A 24,360-nucleotide genomic window follows, 5' to 3' on the forward strand; every position below is an offset into this window, starting at 1 on the left:
ATCACAACGATTTCACCGGAGAGACCACCATGCAAGACATCCTGGACCAACTGGAAAAGAAGCGCGCCGCGGCGCGCCTGGGCGGCGGCGAGAAGCGCATCGCCGCCCAGCACAGCAAGGGCAAGCTGACGGCGCGTGAGCGCCTGGAAGTGCTGCTCGACGAAGGCACCTTCGAAGAGTGGGACATGTTCGTGGAGCACCGCTGCGTGGACTTCGGCATGCAGGACCAGAAGATCCCCGGCGACGGCGTCGTGACCGGCTACGGCATGATCAACGGCCGCCTGGTGTTCGTCTTCAGCCAGGACTTCACGGTGTTCGGCGGCGCGCTGTCCGAAGCGCACGCCGAGAAGATCTGCAAGATCATGGACCAGGCCATGAAGGTCGGTGCCCCGGTGATCGGCCTGAACGATTCGGGCGGCGCTCGTATCCAGGAAGGTGTGGCCTCGCTTGGCGGTTACGCCGAGGTGTTCCAGCGCAACGTGATGGCCAGCGGCGTGATCCCGCAGATCAGCATGATCATGGGCCCCTCGGCCGGTGGCGCCGTGTACTCGCCCGCCATGACCGACTTCATCTTCATGGTCAAGGACAGCTCCTACATGTTCGTGACCGGCCCCGAGGTGGTGAAGACGGTGACGCACGAGGAAGTGACCGCCGAGGAGCTGGGCGGCGCGGTGACGCACAACACCAAGAGCGGCGTAGCCGACGGCGCGTTCGAGAACGATGTGGAAGCGCTGTTGATGCTGCGCCGCCTCTACAACTACCTGCCGCTCAACAACCGGGAAAAGGCGCCGGTGCGCCCCAGCGGTGATCCGATCGACCGCATGGACAAGAGCCTGGACACGCTGGTGCCGGACAACCCGAACAAGCCCTACGACATGAAGGAGCTGATCCTCAAGACGGTCGACGACGGCGACTTCTTCGAGATCCAGCCCGACTACGCCAAGAACATCATCGTCGGCTTCGCCCGCATGGACGGTCAGACGGTGGGCATCGTGGCCAACCAGCCGCTGGTGCTGGCCGGTTGCCTGGACATCAAGAGCTCGATCAAGGCGGCGCGCTTCGTGCGCTTCTGCGACGCCTTCAACATCCCGGTCGTGACCTTCGTGGACGTGCCCGGCTTCATGCCCGGCACTTCTCAAGAGTACGGCGGCATCATCAAGCACGGTGCCAAGCTCCTGTACGCGTATGCGGAGTGCACCGTGCCCAAGATCACCGTCATCACGCGCAAGGCCTATGGCGGCGCCTACGACGTGATGGCCTCCAAGCACCTGCGAGGCGACGTCAACTTCGCCTGGCCCAATGCCGAGATCGCGGTGATGGGCGCCAAGGGCGCGGTGGAAATCATCTTCCGCGAAGAGAAGAAGGACCCGGCCAAGCTGGCCGAGCGCGAGGCCGAATACAAGGCGCGCTTTGCCAACCCCTTCGTTGCCGGCGCGCGCGGCTTCATCGACGACGTGATCCTGCCTTCCGAAACCCGCAAGCGCATCTGCCGCAGCCTTGTCATGTTGAAGGACAAGAAGATCGAAAACCCGTGGCGCAAGCACGGGAACATCCCCCTCTGATTGCCCGAGGAGAAAACAACATGTTCAAGAAGATCCTGATTGCCAACCGCGGCGAGATTGCCTGCCGCGTCATCGCCACCGCCCGCAAGATGGGCATCGCCACCGTGGCCGTGTACTCCGAGGCCGACAAGGAGGCGCGCCACGTGCGCCTGGCCGACGAGGCCGTGCTGCTGGGCCCGGCGCCCTCGCGTGAGTCCTACCTGGTGGCCGACAAGATCATTGCCGCCGCCAAGCAGACCGGCGCCGAGGCCATCCACCCTGGCTACGGCTTCCTGTCGGAGAACGAGGCCTTTGCCGAACGCTGCGAGAAGGAAGGCATCGCCTTCATCGGGCCCAAGGCCCATTCGATTGCGGCCATGGGCGACAAGATCGCGTCCAAGAAGCTGGCCAACGAGGCCAAGGTCAACACCATCCCCGGCTACAACGACCCCATTCCGTCGGCCGAGCGCGCGGTGGAGATCGCCAACGGCATCGGCTACCCGGTGATGATCAAGGCTTCGGCCGGTGGCGGTGGCAAGGGCCTGCGTGTGGCCTTCAACGACAAGGAGGCGCTGGAAGGCTTTACCGCCTGCCAGAACGAGGCCCGCAACAGCTTCGGCGACGACCGCATCTTCATCGAGAAGTTCGTCGAGCAGCCGCGCCACATCGAGATCCAGATCCTGGGCGACAGCCACGGCAACGTGCTGTATCTCAACGAGCGCGAGTGCTCGATCCAGCGCCGCCACCAGAAGGTGATCGAGGAAGCACCGTCGCCCTTCATTTCCGACGCCACGCGCAAGGCCATGGGCGAGCAGGCCGTGGCCCTGGCCAAGGCGGTGAAGTACCAGAGCGCGGGCACGGTGGAGTTCGTGGTCGGCAAGGACCAGGACTTCTACTTCCTGGAGATGAACACCCGGCTGCAGGTGGAGCACCCGGTCACCGAGTGCATCACCGGCCTGGACCTGGTGGAGCAGATGATCCGCGTGGCCGCGGGCGAGAAGCTGGCCTTCACCCAGGCCGATGTGAAGCGCGATGGCTGGGCCATGGAGTGCCGCATCAACGCCGAAGACCCGTTCCGCAACTTCCTGCCGTCCACCGGCCGACTGGTGCGTTTCACGCCGCCGACGGAAAGCATGTGGCAGGCCGACACGGCGCACAAGCACGGCGTGCGGGTGGACACCGGCGTGTTCGAGGGCGGTGAGATCCCGATGCACTACGACTCGATGATCGCCAAGCTCATCGTGCACGGCAAGGACCGCAACGACGCCATCGCCAAGATGCGCGAGGCGCTCAACGGATTTGTCATTCGCGGCATCAACAGCAACATCCCGTTCCAGGCGGCACTGCTGGCCCACCCGGATTTCGTCTCGGGCAACTTCAATACCGGCTTCATCGCCCAGCACTACGCCAGCGGCTTCCGCGCCGAGGACGTGCCGCACGACGACCCGGACTTCCTGGTGGCGCTGGCCGCCTTCGTGCGCCGCAAGAGCCGTGAGCGTGCCACCGGCATCTCCGGCCAGCTGCCGGGTTATGGCGTCAAGGTGGGCAAGGACTACACCGTCATCAGCCTCGGCGCAGATGGTCAGCACCGCTACACCCCGGTGCACGTGGACGAGTTCGTTGGCGAAACCGGCTACGCCTCCGTCACCGTGGGCGAGAAGCGCTTCAAGATCAGCTCGCCCTCGCGCCTGAACGACATCGTCATCACGGGCGAGTGCAACGGTCAGCCTTTCACCGCGCAGATGGAACGCGGTTCGGCCAAGAACCCGCTGGCGCTGGTGGTGCAGCACAACGGCACCAAGCTGGAGACCATGGTGGTGTCGCCGCGCATGGCCGAGCTGCACCAGCTCATGCCGTTCAAGGCCCCTCCGGACATGAGCAAATACGTGCTGTCGCCCATGCCGGGCCTGCTGGTGGATGTGGCGGTGCAGGTCGGCCAGAAGGTGCAGGCCGGTGAGCGCGTGGCCGTGATCGAGGCCATGAAGATGGAGAACGTGCTGTTCGCCGCGGCCGATGGCGTGGTGGCCAAGGTGCTCGCGTCCAAGGGCGAATCCCTGGTGGTCGACCAGCCCATCGTGGAGTTCGAGAAATGAAGGGGACCCCAAGGCCTTTCAAGGTGCTGGGTGTCCAGCAGATTGCCATCGGCGGTCCGGACAAGCTGCGCCTGCAGACGCTGTGGGTGGACATGCTGGGGCTGGAGAAGACCGGCACCTTCCAGAGCGAGCGCGAGAACGTGGACGAAGACATCTGCGCCATCGGCAGCGGCCCGTTCAAGGTCGAGGTCGACCTGATGCAGCCCATGGACCCGGAGAAGAAGCCGGCGGTCCACACGACGCCGCTCAACCACATCGGCCTGTGGATCGACAACCTGCCGGTGGCGGTGGAGTGGCTCACGGCCCAGGGCGTGCGCTTTGCGCCGGGCGGCATCCGCAAGGGCGCGGCGGGTTTTGACATCACCTTCCTGCACCCCAAGGCGAACGAGCAGTTCCCGATCGCGGGTGAGGGCGTGCTGATCGAGCTGGTGCAGGCCCCGCCCGAGGTGGTCAACGCATTCGCTGCCCTGGACAAACAACCCGGTTGAACCAGAGAAGCCGAGGAGACAGCCCCGCCGGGTGCACGCCTGGCGGGGCATTTTTATTCAGCGTTCACTCGCAGATCATGTAGGTCTTGGTCAGCGGCTCCAGTACCTCGAACGCCCCTTCGAAGCCGGGCGGAATGTAGATGCCTTCTCCCGGTCCGGCCTCCTCGAAGCCGCCCGTCGCATCGTGCACCCGGCAGCGGCCTTCGAGCACGGTGAACAGTTCGCGCTCGGTCGGCCCCATGGCGATCCGCCAGTGCCCCGGCTCGCAGCGCCAGACGCCGCAATACACCTGCCCGGCCGGCAAACCCTCGTCGACCAGGTTCCAGGTTTCCCGCATGGGGTTTCCGCGCAACAGCCGCTCCGGGCGCGGGTGGTCGACGGACGGGGTGCCCTCGGGGCGCGCGGTCAGTTTGAGGAGATGGGCGGTCGCGGTCATGCGCGGATTGTGCCGTCGCCTGGCTGCGGTTGGAACAGGCATGGAAGACAGGCGCTCTTCAGCGCATTGCGCGGCAGGCACTTGTCCTACGCTGGGGCTCACCTCACCGTCCGCATTCCGAGGAGTCCGCCATGGGCACCCACGAACACCCCAACCAGAACCATGCCACCCCTCACGGGGTTTCCCGGATGTCGCAAGGCGACGACTGCGGGCACCAAGGCCCTCGGACTGCCCCAGTTTCACTGACAGACGTCGCTTGCGGGTCTATCCCAATTCAACAAGACCAGCGAACTGCCGATAGAAGTCTGATCAGAGAGAAGGAGCTGATGAGCCATGTCACGAGTCCAACCGTTCATGCCCGGCGTATGGCTGATGCGCAAAATGAGACTCCCCGTCAAGCTGGGGATTCTCGCGATGGCGATCGTTGTTCCGATGCTGGTGGTCTGCGTATCGCTGGTGCAGCGCATCTCGGACGAAATCCACCTCCTGGAAGGTGAGGCGCAGGGCGTTCAGGGCATCTCTGCCCTGGGCCGTCTGGTGACAGTCCTGCAGACCCACCGGGGGCAGACAAACATGCTGCTGGCAGGCGAAGCGGCCGCGCGTTCCTCCCTCGACAAGACCCGAGAGTCCCTGCCCACCACACTGACCACCGCAGGCGCGGCGCTGACTGCGGCGCGCGAAGAAATGGGCCTCACACAGGTCTGGCGCGACCTGGAAGCCCGCGTGCAGCGGCTGGCAGACACCGAAAAGCTATCGCGCGAGCAGGCGTTCGACACCCACACCGCCCTGATCGCCGACATCAAGCGGCTCATGTACACCACCGGCGAACGCTCGCACCTGCTGTTCGATCCCGATCCTGCGAGCTACTTCCTCATGGACATCGTGGTCTCCCGCACCGTGCCATGGACCGAGCGCATGGCCCGTCTCAGGGGAGAGGGCGCCGGGTTGCTCAGCCGGCCTGAAGGCATGGGCGACGCCGCTGCGGGCCTTCGCTCCCAGCTGCAGTTGTTGGCAGGTGAAACCGACGACTTCCGCTTCGCCACCGCGTTCGCCCAGCGCTACGGACAGACCGGCCTGCCAGCCGAAGAGGCCATCAAGGCCTCGGAATCGTTCGTGGCGCTTGCGCTGGGTGCCGCCAATGGCTCCGGCAGCGTGGCGCCCACGGAGTATTTCGCCGCAGGCACCACGGCCATCAACGCGGCACAGGCCTACCAAGGCGCCGTGCTTGCGCGACTGACGCAACTGCTGGAAGAGCGCAAAGCGGCCGCGGAACTCCAGCGGTGGGTGGCGATCGGCGCCGCCGTTCTGGGCATGGCGGCCATGGGCTACCTGCTCACGTCGTTTTATTTCAGCTTTGTGATCGACTTCCGGCATGTCAGCCATGTGATGGCCGAGACCGCCAAGGGCAACCTGCGCACCCGCGTGACGGTGCGTGGCACCGACGAACTGGCCGATCTGGCGTCCCAGCTGCAGGACATGATCGGCAACCTGTCGGCCATGGTGGCCGAGGTGCGCAGCAACTCCGCGCTGGTCGCCTATGCCGGCAAGAGCCTGGCCACCGGCAACCGCGAACTGGCCGACCGCACCGAGCAGCAGGCGGCCAACCTGGAACAGACCGCCGCCAGCGTGCAGGAGCTCTCCAGCACGGTGCAGCGCAATGCCCAGACTGCGGGCGACTCGGATGCGCAGGCCTCCCGGGTCCGCGACATCGCCGAGAGCGGCGCACAGGCCATGGTGCGTGCGGTCGAATCGGTCGAGGGCATCCAGAAAAGTGCCCAGCAAATGAACGAGATCATCGGCGTGATCGACAGCCTGGCGTTCCAGACCAACATCCTGGCGCTGAATGCCGCCGTCGAAGCTGCGCGCGCCGGCGAACAGGGCCGTGGTTTCGCCGTGGTGGCGGCCGAGGTGCGGAGCCTGGCTCAGCGCTCGGCGGCGTCGTCGCGGGAGATCCGGGAACTGATCCAGGCTTCCGGGCAGCAGGTCTCCACCAGCGTGGCCCAGATCCGGGCCGCCGGCACGGGCATGACCGAGATCGTCAACGGCGTGCGCGGCGTGGCCGCCAACATGTCACTGATTTCGGCGGCCAGCGCCGAGCAGAGCGGTGGCCTCAGCGAAATCTCGTCCGCGGTGGGGCAGCTCGATGAAATCACGCAGCGCAACGCCCGCATGGTCGAGCGCGCGGTCCAGCAGGCCACACAGCTGGAAGGTCGGGCTGCCACGCTGGCCCAGGCGGTGTCGTCCTTCCAGCTCCAGCAGGGTGCGGCCGAGGAGGCGATGGCGCTGGTCCAGCGGGCACTTGAACTGCGTGCCCGCAGCAGTCGCGATGGCTTCCTGAACCAGATCACCGATCCGGCGCAGAACTTCCACGACCGCGACATGTACGTCTTCGCGCTCGACAGCAGCGGGGCCTATCGCGCGTTTGGCGGTCACCCTGAGAAGGTTGGCGGCCGCGTGCAGGACATTCCCGGTGTGGACGGCGCTTCGCTGTTCGAAGCCATCGTGGCACAGGCCGAACTGGAACCGGGCTGGGTGGAGTACGACATCACCAACCCGCAGACCGGTGTGGTGCAGACCAAGATGTCCTACGTCACCAAGGTCGACGATCTGTACGTCGGTTGTGGTGTCTACAAGTCGCTGACGGTGTCGGCCTGAGTCAGCCCTGCCCGCGGCGCTCGCGGGCGCGGGCCAGCGCCGCCTCGATCACGGCCCGCTTCTTGTCGAGCACGACCGGATCGGTGTGTTGCGAGTGCGCCGACAGGTCGGCCAGCTTCATGCGGGCCTTGGCCTCCAGGCGCGCCTCGTGCTCCTGCTTCTCCCGCACCAGCCGGATCGAGCGCCGGGTGTAGCGCTCGCGGGCCTGCTCCGCCTGGGCGGGAGTCCAGGCGCCCCATCCGGTGCGCTCGCCACTGACCACCTCCAGCGAGATGCAGTCGACCGGACAGACCGGGATGCAGAGTTCACAGCCCGTGCAGTAGGGCTCGATGACGGTGTGCATGCGCTTGTTGCTGCCGACGATGGCGTCGGTCGGGCAGGCCTTGATGCACAGGGTGCAGCCGATGCACCAGTCTTCGTCGATCACCGCCAGAGTCAGCGGTCCTTCGATGCCGTTGGCGGGGTTGAGGTCGCTGGCCGTCTGTCCGGTGATCGCCGCCAGCCGCTCGATGCCCTCGCGCCCACCCGGGGGGCACTGGTTGATGCCGGCCTCGCCCGCAGCGACGGCCTGCGCGTAGCTCGCGCAGTCGGGGTAGCCGCAGCGGGTGCACTGCGTCTGGGGCAGTGCGGCATCGATGCGCCGGGCCAGTTCGTTCATGGGGCGCGAGTGTACCCGGGGCACCCGGGGCCCCGGGGCCCCGGGGCGCTGTCAGGAGGTCTTGCGCGCGGCCTTCTTGGCCACAGGACGCTTGGCGGCGGGCGCCGCGGCAACCGGGGCGGGAACGGCCTTTTTCGCCCGCGCGGTTTTGGCAGGGGCCGGCTTTGCGGGGCTGGCGACCGGCGCCGGGCTGGTGGTGGCCGCATCGGTGGCCTTGGCAGGCTGGTGGGCCAGGATGAAGCTCTTGACCACCGGGTAGACCATTTCGCGCCAGCGGCGGCCGCTGAAGATGCCGTAGTGGCCCGCGCCCTTGGCTTCGTAGTGCATCTGGTGGGTCTTGGGGATGCCGGTGCACAGTTCGTGGGCGGCGGCGGTCTGGCCCGAGCCGGAGATGTCGTCGAGCTCGCCCTCGACAGTCAGCAGGCCGGAGGTCTTGATGTCCTGAGGTTTCACGCGTTCGGTCTTGCCATTCGCGCCCTTCACATCCCAGGTGCCGTTGACCAGCTTGAACTCCTGGAACACCGTGTTGATGGTTTCCAGGTAGTAGTCTGCATCCATGTCGAGCACGGCGTTGTACTCGTCGTAGAACTTGCGGTGTGCTTCGGCACTTTCGTTGTCGCCCTTGATCAGGTCGCGGAAGTAGTCGTAGTGGCTGCTGGCGTGGCGGTCGGGGTTCATGGCCACAAAACCGGTGTGCTGCAGGAAACCCGGATACACGCGACGGCCGGCGCCCGGAAACTTGTCGGGCACCCGGTAGATGACGTTGTTCTCGAACCAGCTGTGGCTGCGCTGAGTGGCCAGGTTGTTCACCGCGGTGGGCGACTTGGTGGCGTCGATCGGTCCGCCCATCATGGTCATCGACAGCGGCGTGGTCTCGCCGCGCGAGGCCATCAGCGACACGGCGGCCAGCACCGGCACGGTCGGCTGGCACACGCTCATCACGTGGCAGTTGCCGTAGTTCTTCTGCAGGTAGCGGATGAATTCCTGCACGTAGTTGATGTAGTCGTCCAGGTGGAACTCACCTTCCGACAGCGGCACCAGGCGGGCGTTCTTCCAGTCGGTGATGTAGACCTTGTGGTCCTTGAGCATGGTCTTGACCGTGTCGCGCAGCAGCGTGGCGTAGTGGCCCGAGAGCGGCGCCACGATCAGCACGACCGGTTGGGACTTGAGCTTGGCCAGGGTGGCGGTGTCGTCGGAGAAACGCTTGAAGCGGCGCAGCTCACAGAACGGCTTGTCGATTTCCACGCGCTCGTAGATGGCAACCTCGACACCGTCCACGTTCACCGTGGGAATGCCGAAAGTGGGTTTTTCGTAATCCTTTCCAAGCCGGTGCAGCAGGTCGTAGCCCGCAGAGATCCGTTGTGCCATCGGCAACTGGCCGAGGGGGGACATCGGGTTGCTGAACAGCTTCGCGGTGACTTCGGCCAGGTCGGCGAAGGGTTCCATGATCGAGCGCTGGGTTTCGTAGATCTGGTAGAGCATGGCTGTTGAAAAGGTTATGTTGCAGTGCAATATAACAGCAGGGCACCCCTGTCCAGAGGGGAAAAACACCTAATTCGCAGCCCCGTAGTGTCACCTTGGCGAAAGGAATCAGCCGTCGGGAAAACGTGGTTTTGACCGGCCAGATCGGGCAAACAGCGCGAATGGACACAAAAAAAGCCGCTCGGTGAGCGGCTTTTGGCAGACGGGCATGAGAAAAATCAAACGACCTTGGCAATGGCCTGACAGACGTAGTCGATGTTCTTGCTGTTCAGGGCGGCCACGCACATGCGGCCGGTGTCCGTGCCATACACCCCGAACTCGTTGCGCAGGCGCACCATCTGGTCCTTGGACAGGCCGGAGTAGCTGAACATGCCGATCTGGGTGGTGATGAAGCTCATGTCCTGCTTCACGCCCGCGGCCTTCAGTCCATCCACCAGTTTCTGGCGCATTTCCTTGATGCGCACGCGCATTTCACCCAGTTCCTTTTCCCACAGGGCGCGCAGCTCGGGGTTGTTCAGCACCGCGGCTACCACCGCGCCACCGTGGGTCGGCGGGTTGGAGTAGTTGGTGCGGATGACGATCTTGAGCTGGCTCAGCACGCGCGCGGCCTCGTCCTTGTCCGATGCCACCACCGACAGGGCCCCGACGCGCTCGCCGTACAGGCTGAAGCTCTTGGAGAAGCTGGTGGAGACGAAGATGTTCAGGCCGGCGGCCACGAACTTGCCGATCACGGCGCCGTCTTCGGCGATGCCGTGGCCGAAGCCCTGGTAGGCCATGTCCAGGAAGGCGGTCAGATTACGGGCCTTGACGGCGGCGATCACCTGGTCCCATTGGGCTGCGGTGATGTCGTAGCCGGTGGGGTTGTGGCAGCAGGCATGCAGCACGACGATGGTGCCGGGGGCGGCGGCGTTCAGGTCGGCCAGCATGCCCTCGAAGTTCACCGAGCGGGTGGCGGCGTCGTAGTAGCGGTAGCTGCCCACCTCGAAACCGGCGTTCTGGAAGATGGCGCGGTGGTTTTCCCAGCTCGGGTCGGAAATCAGCACCTTGGCGTCCGGGCTGACCTTTTTCAGGAAGTCGGCGCCGATCTTCAGGCCTCCGGTGCCGCCGATGGCCTGCACGGTGGAAACTCGGCCGGACTTCACGACGTCGGATTCGGCGCCGAACACCAGGGCCTTGACGGCGTTGTCGTAGGCAACGATGCCGTCGATGGGCAGGTAGCCGCGGGCGGCGGGTTTGTCCATCATCGCCTTCTCCGCGGCCTGCACGCACTGCAGCAGCGGCAGCTTGCCGTTGTCGTCGAAGTACACGCCCACGCCCAGGTTGACCTTGCTGGGGTTGGTGTCGGCAGCGAATTGTTCGTTCAGACCCAGGATGGGGTCGCGGGGGGCCATTTCGACGGCGGAAAACAGGGACATGAAAATCCTTGAAAGGTTGTCAGTAGCGAAGAGTCCGGGCGTGGTGTAGTGTGCCGGGTTCGGCCAATTTTAACGGCCGCTCCCCACCACTCGTTGACTGCGCCCATGCCGGATCTCTCTGAAGTCATCACGGAAAAGCAGGACGGCACCTTCGTCCGCTTCCCCGATTCCCCGTTCGAGCTGTTCCAGCCTTACCCGCCGGCCGGCGACCAGCCCACAGCGATCGCCGGACTGGTCGAAGGCATCGAGGACGGCGAGGTGTTCCAGACCCTGCTGGGCGTGACCGGCTCGGGCAAGACCTTCACCATGGCCAACGTGATCGCCCGCATCGGGCGCCCGGCCATCGTGTTCGCGCCCAACAAGACGCTGGCTGCGCAGCTGTACTCCGAATTCCGCGAGTTCTTCCCCAAGAACGCGGTCGAGTACTTCGTCAGCTATTACGACTACTACCAGCCCGAGGCCTATGTGCCGCAGCGCGATCTGTTCATCGAGAAGGACAGTGCGATCAACGAGCACATCGAGCAGATGCGGCTGAGTTGCACCAAGAGCATCCTGGAGCGGCGCGACGTGGTGATCGTGGCCACCGTCTCGGCCATCTATGGCATTGGCAAGCCCGAGAGCTACCACCAGATGGTGATGACGCTGCGCGTGGGCGACAAGGCCGGCCAGCGCGACCTGATCGCACAGCTGGTGCGCATGCAGTACAGCCGCAACGAGCAAGACTTTTCCCGAGGCAAGTTTCGCGTGCGCGGCGACACCATCGACGTGTTCCCGGCCGAACACTCGGAGATGGCGATCCGCATCGAGCTGTTCGACGACGAGGTCGAGAGTCTCCAGCTGTTCGACCCGCTCACGGGCAAGGTGCGGCAGAAGATCCCGCGCTTCACCGTCTACCCCAGCAGCCACTACGTGACGCCGCGCGAGCAGGTGCTCAGCGCCGTCGAGGCCATCAAGGAAGAGCTGCGCGAGCGGCTGGCGCAGCTGGTGGGCATGGGCAAACTGGTCGAAGCCCAGCGGCTGGAGCAGCGCACGCGCTTCGACATCGAGATGCTCAGCGAGGTCGGCCACTGCAAGGGCATCGAGAACTATTCGCGCCACCTGGCCGGCAGTGCGCCGGGCGACCCGCCAGCCACGCTGACCGACTACCTGCCGCGCGACGCCATCATGTTCCTGGACGAGAGCCACCAGATGATCGGCCAGCTCAACGCCATGTACAACGGCGACCGCCAGCGCAAGACCACGCTGGTGGAATACGGGTTCCGGCTGCCCAGCGCGTTGGACAACCGGCCGCTGAAGTTCGAGGAGTTCGAGCAGCGCATGCGCCAGTGCATCTTCGTCTCGGCCACGCCGGCCGACTACGAGAAGACGCACGCCGGCAAGGTGGTGGAGCAGGTGGTGCGTCCCACAGGCCTGGTCGACCCCGTGGTCGAGGTGCGGCCGGCCACCCACCAGGTGGACGATGTGCTGCAGGAGATCCGCATCCGGGTGGAGCAGGGTGAGCGGGTGCTCATCACCACGCTGACCAAACGCATGGCCGAGCAACTGACCGACTACCTGACCGAAAACGGGGTCAAGGTGCGCTACCTGCACAGCGACGTGGACACGGTCGAGCGGGTCGAGATCATCCGCGACCTGCGGCTGGGGGCCTTTGATGTGCTGGTGGGCATCAACCTGCTGCGCGAGGGATTGGACATTCCCGAGGTGTCGCTGGTGGCCATTCTGGATGCCGACAAGGAAGGCTTCCTGCGTGCCGAGCGCTCGCTGATCCAGACCATCGGCCGCGCGGCACGCAACCTCAACGGCAAGGCCATTCTGTATGCCGACCGCATCACCGACTCGATGAAGAGGGCGATGGACGAGACCGAGCGGCGGCGTGCCAAGCAGATCGCGTTCAACGAGGCGAACGGCATCACGCCCAAGGGTGTGGTCAAACGCATCAAGGACCTGATCGACGGCGTCTACAGCGAGAAGGCGGGACGGGAGGCGGACCGCCTGGCGGCGGCCAGCGCGCAGAAGGCCGACCTGGAGGCACTGGACGAAAAGGACGCTGCGCGGGAAATCAAGCGGCTGGAAAAGCAGATGCTGGAGCACGCGCGCAACCTGGAGTTCGAGAAGGCGGCGTCTGTGCGAGACCAGTTGACCCGGCTCAAGGAGCGTCTGTTCGGCGCTTCCGGACAGGACAAGGTCGCCTGAGCAGCTGCCGCACAATACCGGCCGGGGCGCCGCGAAGGGGGCGGCATGCAGATGCCGGGGGGCGCTCACAACAACACCTTTCGTTCACGCATGAACACCGCATCGCGAGGGTCGCAGCAGTCCGCACAGATGGACGATGAAACGCGCATTTACCTGATCGAAGACGATCCCGCCATCCAGCACTTCGTCCAGCAGGCCTTGTTGTCCCGGCCACAGTGGCAACTGGTTGGCGTGTCGGTGAGCCGCCGCCACGCGCTGGAACACGCGCTGCATGCCAACGCCAATGTGTTTCTGGTCGATCTTGGCCTGCCCGATGGGCGGGGTGAGGATCTGCTGCACTGGCTCGCCGTCGAACATCCTGACGCCGAACTGCTGGTATTCACCGTGTTTGGCGATGAGTCCCGCCTCGTGGCCGCGCTGCAGGCCGGGGCGACCGGCTATGTGCTCAAAGGCTGCACACCAGAGGAACTGGTCACCGCCATCGAACAGATCCGGGCCGGCGGTGCGCCGATCTCGCCCTTGCTGGCGCGCATGCTGCTGCGTCAGTTCCGCTGGGTGCAAGAGATGCCGACCGCGGCCCAGGAGTTGCAGGAAGTTCTGCTCTCGGACCGGGAGACCGAGGTGCTCCGGCTGGTCGCACAGGGCTACGTCAACAAGGAAATCGCCCAGCGGCTGTTCATATCGCCCGCCACGGTGGGCTCGCACATCAAGAACCTCTACCGCAAGCTGGCGGTTCACAGCCGGGTCCAGGTGGTCCGCGCCGCGCAGGAACGAGGTCTGCTGTGAGCTGGGCGGGGGCGCTGACCCGGCGGCTGCTGGCGACGCCGGCCTACTGGTGGGCGGGCATGCTGCTGGCGGTGGGCATTGCCGGTCTGGCCTGGGTGTCGCGCACCACCCCGGTGGAGGGCGCCCTGGTGGTCCGGCAGGCCCTGGTGGAGCACCGGCAGGCCGGCGTGTTGCAGGTGTCGGAGGTGGCGCTGCCCCATGTCTGGGATGACCAGTTGCCCCGCTGGGAAGGCGAAGCGCGGTACCGGTTGCCGTGGCCTGCCGGCTTGTCCTACAGCGGAGGCGACCAGGCTCCGTTGGCCATGCTGCTGCCGCGGGTCGGGGCCCGGTACCGGGTCTGGCTCAACGGGCAGGAGGTGGCCGACCGTTTCTGGTCGTACGAGGGTTTTGTGGACACGTCCCTCGTGCCCCAGATCGTGCATCTGCCGCGCGCCTGGCTGGCGGCCGAACCCGTCGACAACCACATCGAAATCGAGGTGCGAGGCCAGCCGCTGCGCAAGAGCGGGCTGTCGCAGGTGCAGATCGGCCGGGCCGATGCGCTGGTCCAGCGCCATGCTGACCTGATGTGGTGGCAGGTGTACGTGACCTGGATGGTGGCCGCCGTGTCGCTGATGCTCGGCCTGATGGCGCTGCTCCTGTGGCTGAACACCCGCGAACGGCTGTTTGGCCTGCTGGCGGCGGCCACCTTCGCATGGGCGGTGCGGCTGGGGCTGTCGCCGCTGGAAACGCCGCCGATGTCCTTCGAGGTCTGGTACTACGTGCAGAAGCTCTCGTTCACGGCCTACTGCGGGTTTTTGTATCTCTTCATGTGGGACCTGTTCGACTACCGGCAGGGGCTGATCCGCAGCTTTGTCAATGGACTGTTGTGGCTCGGCCCGTTCTGGCTGGCGGTCACGGTGTACGTCGACAGCTACGCCATGTACTGGATCTGGATGGCTGTGATCACACTGACCTCGGCGGTGGCCCTCGTGAAGCTGTTCCACCGGGCGCGCTGGGGGCTCGATGCCAACCAGCGGCTCACCATCGTGTTTGGTGCTGCCACCATGGCCACTGGCGTGCGCGACTTTGCCGTTGTGAACATGGGTTTTCCTGGCGATGCCGACATCCGCTGGATGACGGTGGGGTCGCTGATGCTGATGTACGCCCTGGGCTGGGTGATGGTGCGCCGGGTGTCGGCGGCCATGGAGCAGGTTCGGCTGCTCAACACCGAACTCTCGCGCAAGGTGGGGGAGAGAGAGGTCGAGTTGCAGCGGCTGTTCGAGCGTTTGCGCCACGTGGAGAGCCAGCGTGTGCTGGAGGCCGAGCGCCGCCGCCTCACGCGCGACATGCACGATGGCCTGGGCAGCCAACTGGTGCAGGCGCTCAACGTGGTCCGTGGCGGCGGACCCCAGGTCGACACCGCGGCGATGGCGGCCATGCTCCACCATGCGCTGGAAGATCTGCGCATGACCCTGGATTCCCTCGAACCCATGGACGGCGACCTACCCACCATCCTGGGCACCTTGCGCCAGCGCATTGCGCCGGCGATGGTGGCGGCCGGGGTGGAGTTGGTCTGGCAGGTGCAGGAGGTGTCACCGATTCCAGGGCTGGAGGCCCGGGGCGTGTTGCATGTGTTCCGTTGTCTGCAGGAGGTTTTTGCGAACGTGCTCAAGCACGCGCAGGCCGGGCGGGTCACGGTGAGCACACGGGACCTGGGCGGGCAGGTCGAGCTGTGTGTGTCCGACGATGGCGTTGGACTGGGCAGCCTTGACGGCGGTTTGTCTGGCGGGGGCGGGCGCGGGATGGGCAACATCCGGCTGCGAGCGGCCGAACTCGGTGTGCTGGTGTCGTTTGAGGAGGTCGCGCCCGGGACGTGCGTGCGCTTCCTCTTCCCTCTGCAGCGGCACGACCCGGCGGGCAGCGGGTAACCCGAGAGAAACACTTGGCTATTGGTGTATACTCGATAAAAACAGTCGGATACCAAGTTGACGTTGCAGCCACCCCGGGTGGCTGGGGTGGGTGGAGAAGCGGTCGAGTGGGTGTCTCAAGACGTCCGCCCGGTTCTACAACGGCAGCCAAACCTCACGATTCAGGAGCACCCCATGCGCCTCACGACCAAAGGCCGCTTCGCGGTCACCGCCATGATCGACCTGGCCCTGCGCCAGAACAATGGCCCCGTCACGCTGGCCGCCATCAGCCAGCGCCAGCAGATTTCGCTGTCCTACCTCGAGCAGTTGTTTGGCAAACTGCGCCGCCACGAGCTGGTGGAGTCCACCCGCGGCCCTGGCGGCGGCTACACGCTGGGCCGGAAGGCAGCAGAGATCACGGTCGCCGACATCATCGTGTCGGTGGACGAACCCATCGACGCCACCCAGTGCGGTGGCAAGGAAAACTGCCTGGGTGAGGGCAACCGCTGCATGACGCACGAGCTGTGGGCTCAGCTGAACGCCAGAATGGTCGACTTCCTCGATTCGGTCTCGCTGCAGTCGCTTGTGGACGAACAGATCGCCAAGGGCGTGGTGGTCGAGAATGCCCCCATGATCAAGCGCGCGATTTCCAGCGCCCCGGTGGTCAAGCCGATTCGCGTCAACGCGCCGAACTCGGTGTTCGCGCTCGGAGGCGCCGCACTCTCCAAATGACGAGCACGGCTGGTGCTTGCACCGGCCTCGCCTTTGGCATGCCCACCCATTCGGGGCGGGCATCCTTCTGGTCCCACAATTCCAAATTACTGAAAATCTGCCGCCATGAGCACGCCGCATTTCCCGATCTACATGGACTACAGCGCCACCAACCCCTGCGACCCTCGGGTGGTGGACGCGATGATTCCCTGGTTGCGCGAGCACTTCGGCAACCCGGCCTCACGCAGCCACGCCTGGGGCTGGGAAGCCGAAAAGGCTGTCGAAACCGCCCGCGAGCAGGTGGCGGCGCTGATCAACGCCGATCCGCGCGAGATCGTCTGGACTTCGGGCGCCACCGAGTCCAACAACCTCGCCCTCAAAGGCGCCGCGCACTTCTACAAGACCAAGGGCAAGCACCTGATCACGGTCAAAACCGAGCACAAGGCCGTGCTGGACACCTGCCGCGAGCTGGAGCGCCAAGGCTTCGAGGTGACCTACATGGATGTCCAGGCCGATGGCCTGCTGGACCTGGAGGCCTTCAAGGCCGCAATCCGCCCGGACACCATCCTGGCCTCGGTCATGTTCGTGAACAACGAAATCGGAGTGATCCAGGACATCGCCGCCATCGGCACCATCTGCCGCGAGAAGGGCGTGATCTTTCACGTGGACGCGGCGCAGGCCACCGGCCGGGTGGACATTGACCTGCAGACTCTGCCGGTGGACCTGATGAGCCTGACCAGCCACAAGACCTACGGTCCCAAGGGCATTGGCGCGCTGTACGTGCGGCGCAAGCCGCGCATCCGCATCGAGGCGCAGATGCACGGTGGTGGCCACGAGCGCGGCATGCGCTCGGGCACCTTGCCCACCCACCAGTGCGTGGGCATGGGCGAGGCCTACCGCATTGCCAAAGAAGAGATGCACGCCGAGAGCGTGCGCATCCGCGCGCTGCACGACCGCATGGTCGCCGGCCTGAAGGACATCGAGGAGGTGTTCATCAATGGCCACGAGACGCAGCGCGTGCCCCACAACCTGAACATGAGCTTCAACTACGTCGAGGGCGAATCGCTGATCATGGGTATCAAGGGTCTGGCGGTGTCGTCGGGTTCGGCCTGCACCTCGGCCAGCCTGGAGCCCAGCTACGTGCTGCGGGCCCTGGGCCGCAGCGACGAGCTGGCCCACAGCAGCCTGCGCATGACCATTGGCCGCTGGACCACCGAAGAAGAGATCGACTACGCGATCGCCACCATCAAGGAAAACGTCGCCAAGCTCCGTGAACTCTCCCCCCTTTGGGAAATGTTCAAGGATGGCGTCGATCTGTCCACCATCCAGTGGGCAGCGCACTGAAGGAGAACAACCATGGCCTATTCTGAAAAAGTCGTTGACCACTACGAAAACCCCCGCAACGTCGGCTCTTTCGACAAGGGTGATGAATCCGTCGGTACCGGCATGGTGGGCGCACCTGCCTGCGGCGACGTGATGAAGCTGCAGATCAAGGTGAACCCGCAGACGGGCGTGATCGAAGACGCACGCTTCAAGACCTACGGCTGCGGTTCGGCCATCGCGTCGAGTTCTCTGGTGACGGAGTGGGTCAAGGGCAAGACGCTGGACGAGGCGGCTGCGCTGAAGAACAGCGAAATCGCCGAAGAACTGGCCCTGCCGCCGGTCAAGATCCACTGCTCCATCCTGGCCGAAGACGCCATCAAGGCCGCGGTGGACGACTACCGCAAGAAGCACGCGAACTGAGTCCCGCCATGTCCGTCACGATTTCTGAAGCCGCGGCCCGTCACGTCACCCGTTACCTCGCCAAACGGGGCAAGGGCGTGGGCGTGCGCCTGGGCGTCAAGACCACCGGTTGTTCTGGCCTGGCCTACAAGCTGGAGTACGCCGACGAGATCGCTCCAGAGGACGTGGTGTTCGAGGAAAACGGCGTCAAGGTGCTGGTGGACCCCAAGAGCATGCCTTACATTGATGGCACGCAGCTGGACTTCGTGCGCGAGGGCCTGAACGAAGGCTTCAAGTTCCACAACCCGAACGAGCGCGACCGCTGCGGCTGCGGTGAAAGTTTCCGGGTCTAGTCCCGGAAATGAACCTGCAATCCAACGACTTCGAACTCTTTGAGCTTCCACCGGCCTACTCACTGGACCGCGCCGTTCTGGACGAACGCTGGAAGGCCTTGCAGCGCGAGGTGCACCCCGACCGGCACGCTGCGGCCGACGCCCAGACCCAGCGGCAGGCGATGCAGTGGTCTGTGCGCATCAACGAGGCTTACCAGCGCCTGAAGGACCCGCTGCAGCGCGCGGCCTACCTGTGCGAGTTGCACGGGGCTCCCGTCCAGGCGGAGAACAACACCGCCATGCCTCCTGCCTTTCTCATGCAGCAGATGGAATGGCGTGAAGCGCTGGAAGAGGCGGCTTCTGCCGCTGTGGTCGAGGATCTCGCCGATGAGGTGGCCTCTGCACGAAAGCGCATGCTGGCGCAACTGCAGCAGACCGCCGACGTGCAGCACGACTGGCCCGCACTGGCCGGGCAGGTCAGAGCCCTCATGTTCATTGAGCGTTTTGCGCGCGACGTCGAGAGCCGTCTCGAACAGCTGGGACAATAGCGGGTTGCGCTGGTTTCATTCCCGTTTTTTCTCTTCCGTCCATGGCACTCCTGCAGATCTCCGAGCCCGGTCAGTCCCTCGACCCGCACCAGCGACGTGTGGCGGTGGGCATTGACCTGGGCACCACACACTCGCTGGTCGCAGCGGTCCGGCATGGCGTGGCCGAATGCCTGCCCGCGCTGGATGGCCGAGTCATCCTGCCCAGCGTGGTGCGCTACCTCGACCCTCAAACCGGAGGTGCAGGGCGTCAGATCGGGTTTGATGCGCTGGCCGCGCAAATTGGTGATCCGGCCAACACGGTCAGTTCGGTCAAGCGACTGATGGGCCGTCGCCGCGATCAGGTGGTCGACGTGGACAAGCTGTCCTACGCCGTGGTCGACGACAACGGCATGGCCGTGGTCGAGACCGTGGCCGGGCGCAAGACCCCGATGGAGGTGAGCGCGGAGATCCTCGCCACGCTGCGGTTCCGCGCCGAGGACAGCTTCGACGACGAACTGTTCGGCGCGGTGATCACCGTGCCGGCGTACTTCGACGACGCCCAACGCCAGGCCACCAAGGACGCGGCCCAGCTCGCCGGCATCAATGTGCTGCGGCTGATCAACGAACCGACCGCTGCCGCCATTGCTTACGGACTGGACAACGGCAGCGAGGGCGTCTACGCCATCTACGACCTGGGTGGCGGCACCTTTGACATCTCCATCTTGCGACTGACACGCGGCGTGTTCGAGGTCATGGCCACCGGTGGTGATTCGGCTCTCGGTGGTGACGACTATGACCAGGCGCTGGCCTCCTGGGTGCTGCAGCAGGCCGGCCTCGGCCCCGTGGCGGATGCGGCCGAACGCGCCGCATTGCATCGCGAGGCTCGGCGCGTGAAGGAGCAGCTCTCGGCGCATGCCGAAGTGATCTTCCGCGCCGAGATTGAAGGGATCGCTGTCGAACAGGCCGTGCGGCAAGAAGATTTCGAAGCCTGCACCGCAGAGCTGACGGCCCGCACCATGACCGCTGTGCGCAAGGTGCTTCGCGACGCGGGCGTGACCCGGGACGAGGTGCAGGGCGTGGTCATGGTCGGCGGCTCGACCCGCATGCCGGTGATCCGCCGCGCTGTGGGCGAGTTCTTCGGCCGCGAGCCGCTGACCAACCTCAACCCGGACGAGGTGGTGGCGCTGGGTGCCGCCATCCAGGCCAACGCGCTGGCCGGCAACAGCCAGGACGGTGACCTGCTGCTGCTGGATGTGATCCCGCTGTCGCTGGGCATCGAGACCATGGGTGGGCTGGTCGAACGCATCGTGCCGCGCAACAGCACCATTCCCACCGCCCGTGCCCAGGACTTCACCACCTACCAGGATGGTCAGACCGCGCTGGCGCTGCACGTGGTGCAGGGCGAGCGCGATCTGGTGGCCGACTGCCGAAGCCTGGCGCGCTTCACGCTGCGCGGCATCCCGCCCATGGCGGCCGGTGCGGCGCGCATCCGCGTGACCTTCACCGTCGATGCCGATGGCCTGCTGTCGGTCAGTGCGAAAGAGCAGGGCAGTGGTGTCGAGGCGAAGATCGACGTCAAGCCGGCCTACGGCCTGTCGGACGAACAGATCGCTGCCATGCTGCAGGACAGCTTCAACACCGCCCAACAGGACATGGCTGCGCGGGCGCTGGTTGAGGCGCGCGTGGATGCCGACCGCATGATCGCCGCCACCCGCAGCGCGCTCGCCGCCGATGGCGACCTGCTGGACGTGGCTGAACGCGATGCCATCGACACCCTGATCAATACGCTGGCGGCAGTTTCGGCCGACGGCAGCGCCGCCGACATCGAAGCCGCCACGCAGGCGCTGGCCAAGGGCACCGAAGCCTTTGCGGCCCAGCGCATGAACCGAGGCATCCAGCAAGCGCTGGCCGGCCGCAAAGTCGAAGAAGTCTGAACCCATGCCCACGATCAAGATCCTCCCGCACCCCGAGTACTGCCCGCAGGGCGCCAGCGTCAGCGCGCCCCCCGGCACGTCGATCTGCGAAGCGCTGCTGGACAACGACATCAAGATCGAGCACGCCTGCGACATGAGCTGCGCTTGCACCACCTGCCACGTGGTGGTGCGCGAAGGCTTCAACAGCCTGGGCGAGCTCGATGAAGCCGAAGAAGATCTGCTCGACCGCGCCTGGGGTCTGGAGCCCAACTCCCGCCTGTCCTGCCAGGCCATCCTGGCGCAGCAGGATGTGACGATCGAGATTCCGAAGTACTCGATCAACCACGCCAAAGAGAACCACTGATGAGACAGATCGTTCTCGACACCGAAACCACCGGCCTGTCGGCGGAGAACGGTGATCGCATCATCGAGATCGGCTGTGTCGAGCTGCTCAATCGCAAACTCACCGGCAACAACCTGCACCACTACATCAACCCCGAGCGCGACAGCCACGAGGACGCGCTCAAGGTGCACGGCATCAGCAACGAGTTTTTGCGTGACAAGCCCAAGTTCGCGCAACTGGCCGACGAGATCCTGGACTACCTCTCTGGCGCCGAGCTGATCATCCACAACGCGCCGTTCGACATCTCCTTCCTCAACAAGGAGCTGGAGCGGCTGGGCCGCAAGCCGATCAAGGCCTACATCGACGGGGTGATCGACACCCTGGTGATGGCCAAGGAGATGTTTCCGGGCAAGCGCAATGGCCTGGATGCGTTGTGCGACCGCCTGGGCGTGGACAACTCCAGCCGCACGCTGCACGGGGCCTTGCTCGATGCCGAACTGCTGGCCGATGTCTACATCAACATGACTCGGGGCCAGGATGCCCTGATTGTTGAAGAGGGCATTCCGACCGAGGTGAGCCTTGGGGAAGAGCTGGTGCAGGTCGACCTGAGCCGCTTGGAGCTGCCGGTGCTGACCGCCAACGAGCAGGAAGCGGCTGCCCATGACGCCGTGCTCGCGGATATCGACAAGGCCTGCAAAGGCAAAACCCTGTGGCGCCAACTCGCTCCCGCTGTCTGATTTTGGGCGGTCGTCGGAAAAGGGAAAATATCAGGCTATAATGCGAGGCTTCCGAACAATCGGATCTGATGACAAGTCAGGCAAGATTTTCGGGCGGTTAGCTCAGTGGTAGAGCACTGCCTTCACACGGCAGGGGTCGCAGGTTCGAACCCTGCACCGCCCACCAGTCAAAGCCCCGAGCGAACGCTCGGGGCTTTTTCTTTTTGGCAGCCGATGGAGACGGGCCATGGACCAGGTGGATGTGTTGGTGATCGGCGCTGGCGTGGTTGGGCTGGCGGTGGCCCGGGCGCTGGCGCTGTCCGGGCGCGAGGTGCTGGTGCTCGAGCGTGAAGCGGGTATCGGCATGGGCACAAGCTCTCGCAACAGCGAAGTCATCCATGCCGGGATCTACTACCCGACAGGCTCGCTCAAGGCGCAACTGTGCGTGCGGGGACGTGCGCAGCTGTACGCATACAGCTTGGAGCGAGGCATTGCCCATCGCCGTTGCGGCAAGCTGATCGTTGCCCATACGCCTTCTCAGGTCGCCGGTTTGCCGGACATCATGGCCAGGGCGCGCGCCAACGGTGTGGACGATCTTGTGTTGCTCGGCGCCGACGAAGCCCGCGCGCTGGAGAGTCGCCTGCACTGTGCGGCGGCCTTGCTGTCGCCCTCTACGGGCATTGTCGACAGCCACGGGTTGATGCTCGCGCTGCAAGGCGATCTGGAAAATGCGGGTGGTATGGTGGTCTGTCACTGCGTCGTTGACGAAGTCGCTGCGACCGGTGGGCAGTTCGTGGTCCGGACCGCCGATGGCACAGAACTTCAGGCGACAACGGTGGTGAATGCCGCTGGTCTCGACGCCTGTGCCGTGGCGTCGCGGACGACCGGGCTGGACCGCGTGCATGTGCCTCGCGCGAGGTACGCCAAAGGCAACTACTTCACGCTCGCGGCCGGGCGTTCACCGTTCGAGCGATTGATCTACCCGGCGCCCGAGCCGGCGCAACACCTGGCCGGGCTGGGCGTCCACCTCACCATCGACCTGGGCGGGCAGGCGAAGTTCGGTCCCGACGTTCAGTGGACCGACGATCCTGAGGATCTGGTGGTGGACCCGGCGCGAGGCGATGCCTTTTATGCCGAGGTGCGCAAATACTGGCCCGAACTGCCGGACGGTGTCCTCCAGCCGGGCTACGCGGGCATGCGCCCCAAGATCAGCGGACCCGACGAGCCGGCGGCCGATTTCCGCATCGACGGGTCGGCTGTGCATGGCCTGCCCGGCCTGGTCAACCTGTTCGGTATCGAGTCGCCGGGCCTGACCAGCTGCCTGGCGATTGCCGAGCGGGTGGTCAGCCTGTTGCGCTGATCAGCGGGCTTCCTTGAGGGCTTGCGCGGCCTCGCGCACCAGGGCAGACCCCTTGTAGATCAGACCGGTGTAGATCTGCACCAGATCCGCGCCCGCCCGCACCTTGCTGACGGCATCGTCGCCGCTGAGCACGCCGCCCACACCGATGATGGGAAACCCCTTGCCCAGCGAACCGCGCAGCAACCGGATGACCCTGTTGCTGGCCGCCAGCACCGGCGCTCCCGAGAGCCCGCCAGCCTCTTCGGCATGGGCCAATCCCGCCACCGCATCGCGGCTGAGCGTGGTGTTGGTCGCGATCACGCCCAGCCGCTGGTTGGGCTGACCTGCGGTGTCGCTGCCATAGCGCAGAAGGGTGGCTGCGATCACCCCGATCTGCGTTTCGTCCAGATCGGGCGCAATCTTCAGGAAAACCGGTGCCTGTTTGCCGTAGCGCTGTGCGAGCAGCTCGCGCCGTTCCATGACCGCGCCCAGCAAGGCATCCAGGGCTTCGTCGCTTTGCAGGCTGCGCAGGTTCTTGGTGTTGGGGCTGGAGATGTTGACCGTCACGTAATCGGCGTGCGGGTACACGCCATCGAGGCAGGTCAGGTAGTCGCTGGTGGCCTGCTCGATGGGGGTGGCGGCGTTCTTGCCAATGTTCAGGCCCAGCAGCATGGGCGATGGGCCGCCCTTGCTGCGAAACCGCGCTTTCTGCACATTGGTCACAAAGGCAATCAGTCCTTCGTTGTTGAAGCCCAGCCGGTTGATCAGCGCGTTGCGTTCGGGGATGCGGAACAAGCGCGGCCTGGGGTTGCCCGGCTGGCCCTTGGGGGTGACGGTGCCGACCTCCACAAAGCCGAAGCCCATGGCCGACAGCCCGTCGATGCAGCGTGCGTTCTTGTCCAGCCCGGCGGCCAGACCCACACGGTTCGGGAACCTCAGGCCGGCCACCATCACCGGGTCGTCAATGCGCGACTCGCTCCAGAGGCAGCTCAGGGGCGAGTGCTGGAAGCGCGCGATGTTGTCGAGTGTCAACTCGTGCGCAGTTTCAGGGTCCAGACCGAAGAGAAGCGGGCGGGTGAGCGCGTAGGGCAGAAGTGACATCGGATAATCAACAAATTCGCGTA

21 protein-coding genes and 1 tRNA gene are annotated in these 24,360 nt (G+C 65.2%); 17 read left to right on the forward strand and 5 right to left on the reverse strand.

The window, feature by feature from the left end; genetic code table 11:
- Positions 1-29: 29 nt before the first annotated feature.
- Genes DD542_RS21260 through DD542_RS21270 form a run of 3 tightly spaced genes read left to right on the forward strand, consistent with a single transcriptional unit; the run spans position 30 to position 4,122 of the window.
- A complete protein-coding gene (locus tag DD542_RS21260; protein WP_066151425.1) occupies positions 30-1,562 on the forward strand; it encodes an acyl-CoA carboxylase subunit beta in 1,533 nt (510 codons plus the stop codon).
- Positions 1,563-1,582: 20 nt separating this feature from the next.
- Complete coding sequence (gene accC / locus DD542_RS21265; RefSeq protein ID WP_127806987.1) at positions 1,583-3,634, forward strand: acetyl-CoA carboxylase biotin carboxylase subunit; 2,052 nt, start codon at positions 1,583-1,585, stop codon at positions 3,632-3,634.
- Entirely contained in the window at positions 3,631-4,122 is a 492-nt protein-coding gene (locus DD542_RS21270; protein WP_127806988.1) for a VOC family protein, read from the forward strand. The genes accC and DD542_RS21270 overlap by 4 nt, the downstream gene beginning before the upstream one ends.
- A 64-nt stretch (positions 4,123-4,186) precedes the next feature.
- On the opposite strand, the gene DD542_RS21275 is transcribed toward DD542_RS21270, so the two are convergent.
- Positions 4,187-4,558, reverse strand: a complete 372-nt coding sequence (locus DD542_RS21275; RefSeq protein WP_127806989.1) for a cupin domain-containing protein — start codon at positions 4,556-4,558, stop codon at positions 4,187-4,189.
- Between the two features lie 381 nt (positions 4,559-4,939).
- Between DD542_RS21275 and DD542_RS24295 the strand changes: the two genes are divergently transcribed.
- Entirely contained in the window at positions 4,940-7,213 is a 2,274-nt protein-coding gene (locus DD542_RS24295; RefSeq protein WP_347232060.1) for a methyl-accepting chemotaxis protein, read from the forward strand.
- 1 nt (position 7,214) lies between these two features.
- Here DD542_RS24295 and rsxB read toward each other — a convergent pair whose 3' ends face one another.
- The 3 genes from rsxB to DD542_RS21295 form a co-directional block, all read right to left on the reverse strand.
- Positions 7,215-7,871 (reverse strand): electron transport complex subunit RsxB, encoded by a 657-nt coding sequence (gene rsxB / locus DD542_RS21285; protein ID WP_066151417.1) that lies wholly within the window; start codon positions 7,869-7,871, stop codon positions 7,215-7,217.
- A gap of 51 nt (positions 7,872-7,922) precedes the next feature.
- The gene (gene phaZ / locus DD542_RS21290; RefSeq protein ID WP_127806990.1) at positions 7,923-9,353 is read right to left on the reverse strand and encodes a polyhydroxyalkanoate depolymerase; all 1,431 of its coding nucleotides are present in this window, start codon (positions 9,351-9,353) and stop codon (positions 7,923-7,925) included.
- A gap of 218 nt (positions 9,354-9,571) precedes the next feature.
- The gene (locus DD542_RS21295) at positions 9,572-10,768 is read right to left on the reverse strand and encodes an amino acid aminotransferase (protein WP_066151413.1); all 1,197 of its coding nucleotides are present in this window, start codon (positions 10,766-10,768) and stop codon (positions 9,572-9,574) included.
- A gap of 105 nt (positions 10,769-10,873) precedes the next feature.
- On the opposite strand from DD542_RS21295, the gene uvrB reads away from it, so the two are divergent.
- From uvrB to DD542_RS21360, 13 genes are all read left to right on the forward strand, one after another.
- On the forward strand, positions 10,874-12,961 hold the full coding sequence (gene uvrB / locus DD542_RS21300; RefSeq protein ID WP_066151411.1) for an excinuclease ABC subunit UvrB: 2,088 nt from the start codon (positions 10,874-10,876) through the stop codon (positions 12,959-12,961).
- Between the two features lie 90 nt (positions 12,962-13,051).
- A complete protein-coding gene (locus tag DD542_RS21305; RefSeq protein WP_164868451.1) occupies positions 13,052-13,747 on the forward strand; it encodes a response regulator transcription factor in 696 nt (231 codons plus the stop codon).
- Positions 13,744-15,654: an ATP-binding protein gene (locus tag DD542_RS21310; RefSeq protein WP_127806992.1), complete on the forward strand. Its 1,911-nt coding sequence runs from the start codon at positions 13,744-13,746 to the stop codon at positions 15,652-15,654. Before DD542_RS21305 ends, DD542_RS21310 begins: the two co-directional genes overlap by 4 nt.
- A gap of 174 nt (positions 15,655-15,828) precedes the next feature.
- A complete protein-coding gene (gene iscR / locus DD542_RS21315) occupies positions 15,829-16,365 on the forward strand; it encodes a Fe-S cluster assembly transcriptional regulator IscR (protein ID WP_066151405.1) in 537 nt (178 codons plus the stop codon).
- Between the two features lie 105 nt (positions 16,366-16,470).
- On the forward strand, positions 16,471-17,688 hold the full coding sequence (locus DD542_RS21320) for an IscS subfamily cysteine desulfurase (RefSeq protein WP_127806993.1): 1,218 nt from the start codon (positions 16,471-16,473) through the stop codon (positions 17,686-17,688).
- 12 nt (positions 17,689-17,700) lie between these two features.
- Positions 17,701-18,087: a Fe-S cluster assembly scaffold IscU gene (gene iscU / locus DD542_RS21325; RefSeq protein WP_066151401.1), complete on the forward strand. Its 387-nt coding sequence runs from the start codon at positions 17,701-17,703 to the stop codon at positions 18,085-18,087.
- A gap of 8 nt (positions 18,088-18,095) precedes the next feature.
- On the forward strand, positions 18,096-18,419 hold the full coding sequence (gene iscA / locus DD542_RS21330; protein ID WP_066151399.1) for an iron-sulfur cluster assembly protein IscA: 324 nt from the start codon (positions 18,096-18,098) through the stop codon (positions 18,417-18,419).
- A gap of 8 nt (positions 18,420-18,427) precedes the next feature.
- Positions 18,428-18,946 carry a Fe-S protein assembly co-chaperone HscB gene (gene hscB, locus DD542_RS21335; protein ID WP_066151397.1) on the forward strand — a complete coding sequence of 173 codons (519 nt, stop codon included), beginning with the start codon at positions 18,428-18,430 and terminating at the stop codon, positions 18,944-18,946.
- A gap of 41 nt (positions 18,947-18,987) precedes the next feature.
- A complete protein-coding gene (hscA, locus tag DD542_RS21340; RefSeq protein ID WP_127806994.1) occupies positions 18,988-20,859 on the forward strand; it encodes a Fe-S protein assembly chaperone HscA in 1,872 nt (623 codons plus the stop codon).
- A gap of 4 nt (positions 20,860-20,863) precedes the next feature.
- On the forward strand, positions 20,864-21,202 hold the full coding sequence (fdx, locus tag DD542_RS21345) for an ISC system 2Fe-2S type ferredoxin (RefSeq protein WP_066151390.1): 339 nt from the start codon (positions 20,864-20,866) through the stop codon (positions 21,200-21,202).
- Positions 21,202-21,918: a DNA polymerase III subunit epsilon gene (gene dnaQ, locus DD542_RS21350; RefSeq protein ID WP_174545228.1), complete on the forward strand. Its 717-nt coding sequence runs from the start codon at positions 21,202-21,204 to the stop codon at positions 21,916-21,918. The genes fdx and dnaQ overlap by 1 nt, the downstream gene beginning before the upstream one ends.
- Before the next feature lie 91 nt (positions 21,919-22,009).
- Positions 22,010-22,084 (forward strand) — tRNA-Val (locus tag DD542_RS21355).
- Between the two features lie 60 nt (positions 22,085-22,144).
- A complete protein-coding gene (locus DD542_RS21360; RefSeq protein ID WP_127806995.1) occupies positions 22,145-23,257 on the forward strand; it encodes an NAD(P)/FAD-dependent oxidoreductase in 1,113 nt (370 codons plus the stop codon).
- Here the strand turns inward: DD542_RS21360 and DD542_RS21365 are convergent, their stop codons facing one another.
- Complete coding sequence (locus tag DD542_RS21365) at positions 23,258-24,337, reverse strand: quinone-dependent dihydroorotate dehydrogenase (RefSeq protein ID WP_079365689.1); 1,080 nt, start codon at positions 24,335-24,337, stop codon at positions 23,258-23,260.
- Positions 24,338-24,360: the final 23 nt, after the last annotated feature.

The sequence above is a fragment of the Hydrogenophaga sp. NH-16 genome (assembly GCF_004006415.1).
Lineage (GTDB): Bacteria > Pseudomonadota > Gammaproteobacteria > Burkholderiales > Burkholderiaceae_C > Hydrogenophaga > Hydrogenophaga pseudoflava.

Bases quoted from the DNA above. Each gene is read 5' to 3' on its own strand.
- phaZ (WP_127806990.1), bottom strand. From the start codon at position 9,353: ATGCTCTACCAGATCTACGAAACCCAGCGCTCGATCATGGAACCCTTC.
- DD542_RS21295 (WP_066151413.1), bottom strand. From the start codon at position 10,768: ATGTCCCTGTTTTCCGCCGTCGAAATGGCCCCCCGCGACCCCATCCTG.
- DD542_RS21275 (WP_127806989.1), bottom strand. From the start codon at position 4,558: ATGACCGCGACCGCCCATCTCCTCAAACTGACCGCGCGCCCCGAGGGC.
- iscU (WP_066151401.1), top strand. From the start codon at position 17,701: ATGGCCTATTCTGAAAAAGTCGTTGACCACTACGAAAACCCCCGCAAC.
- rsxB (WP_066151417.1), bottom strand. From the start codon at position 7,871: ATGAACGAACTGGCCCGGCGCATCGATGCCGCACTGCCCCAGACGCAG.
- DD542_RS21320 (WP_127806993.1), top strand. From the start codon at position 16,471: ATGAGCACGCCGCATTTCCCGATCTACATGGACTACAGCGCCACCAAC.
- DD542_RS24295 (WP_347232060.1), top strand. From the start codon at position 4,940: ATGAGACTCCCCGTCAAGCTGGGGATTCTCGCGATGGCGATCGTTGTT.
- DD542_RS21365 (WP_079365689.1), bottom strand. From the start codon at position 24,337: ATGTCACTTCTGCCCTACGCGCTCACCCGCCCGCTTCTCTTCGGTCTG.
- DD542_RS21260 (WP_066151425.1), top strand. From the start codon at position 30: ATGCAAGACATCCTGGACCAACTGGAAAAGAAGCGCGCCGCGGCGCGC.
- dnaQ (WP_174545228.1), top strand. From the start codon at position 21,202: ATGAGACAGATCGTTCTCGACACCGAAACCACCGGCCTGTCGGCGGAG.
- DD542_RS21270 (WP_127806988.1), top strand. From the start codon at position 3,631: ATGAAGGGGACCCCAAGGCCTTTCAAGGTGCTGGGTGTCCAGCAGATT.
- hscA (WP_127806994.1), top strand. From the start codon at position 18,988: ATGGCACTCCTGCAGATCTCCGAGCCCGGTCAGTCCCTCGACCCGCAC.
- DD542_RS21305 (WP_164868451.1), top strand. From the start codon at position 13,052: ATGAACACCGCATCGCGAGGGTCGCAGCAGTCCGCACAGATGGACGAT.
- hscB (WP_066151397.1), top strand. From the start codon at position 18,428: ATGAACCTGCAATCCAACGACTTCGAACTCTTTGAGCTTCCACCGGCC.
- uvrB (WP_066151411.1), top strand. From the start codon at position 10,874: ATGCCGGATCTCTCTGAAGTCATCACGGAAAAGCAGGACGGCACCTTC.
- fdx (WP_066151390.1), top strand. From the start codon at position 20,864: ATGCCCACGATCAAGATCCTCCCGCACCCCGAGTACTGCCCGCAGGGC.
- iscR (WP_066151405.1), top strand. From the start codon at position 15,829: ATGCGCCTCACGACCAAAGGCCGCTTCGCGGTCACCGCCATGATCGAC.
- iscA (WP_066151399.1), top strand. From the start codon at position 18,096: ATGTCCGTCACGATTTCTGAAGCCGCGGCCCGTCACGTCACCCGTTAC.
- accC (WP_127806987.1), top strand. From the start codon at position 1,583: ATGTTCAAGAAGATCCTGATTGCCAACCGCGGCGAGATTGCCTGCCGC.
- DD542_RS21360 (WP_127806995.1), top strand. From the start codon at position 22,145: ATGGACCAGGTGGATGTGTTGGTGATCGGCGCTGGCGTGGTTGGGCTG.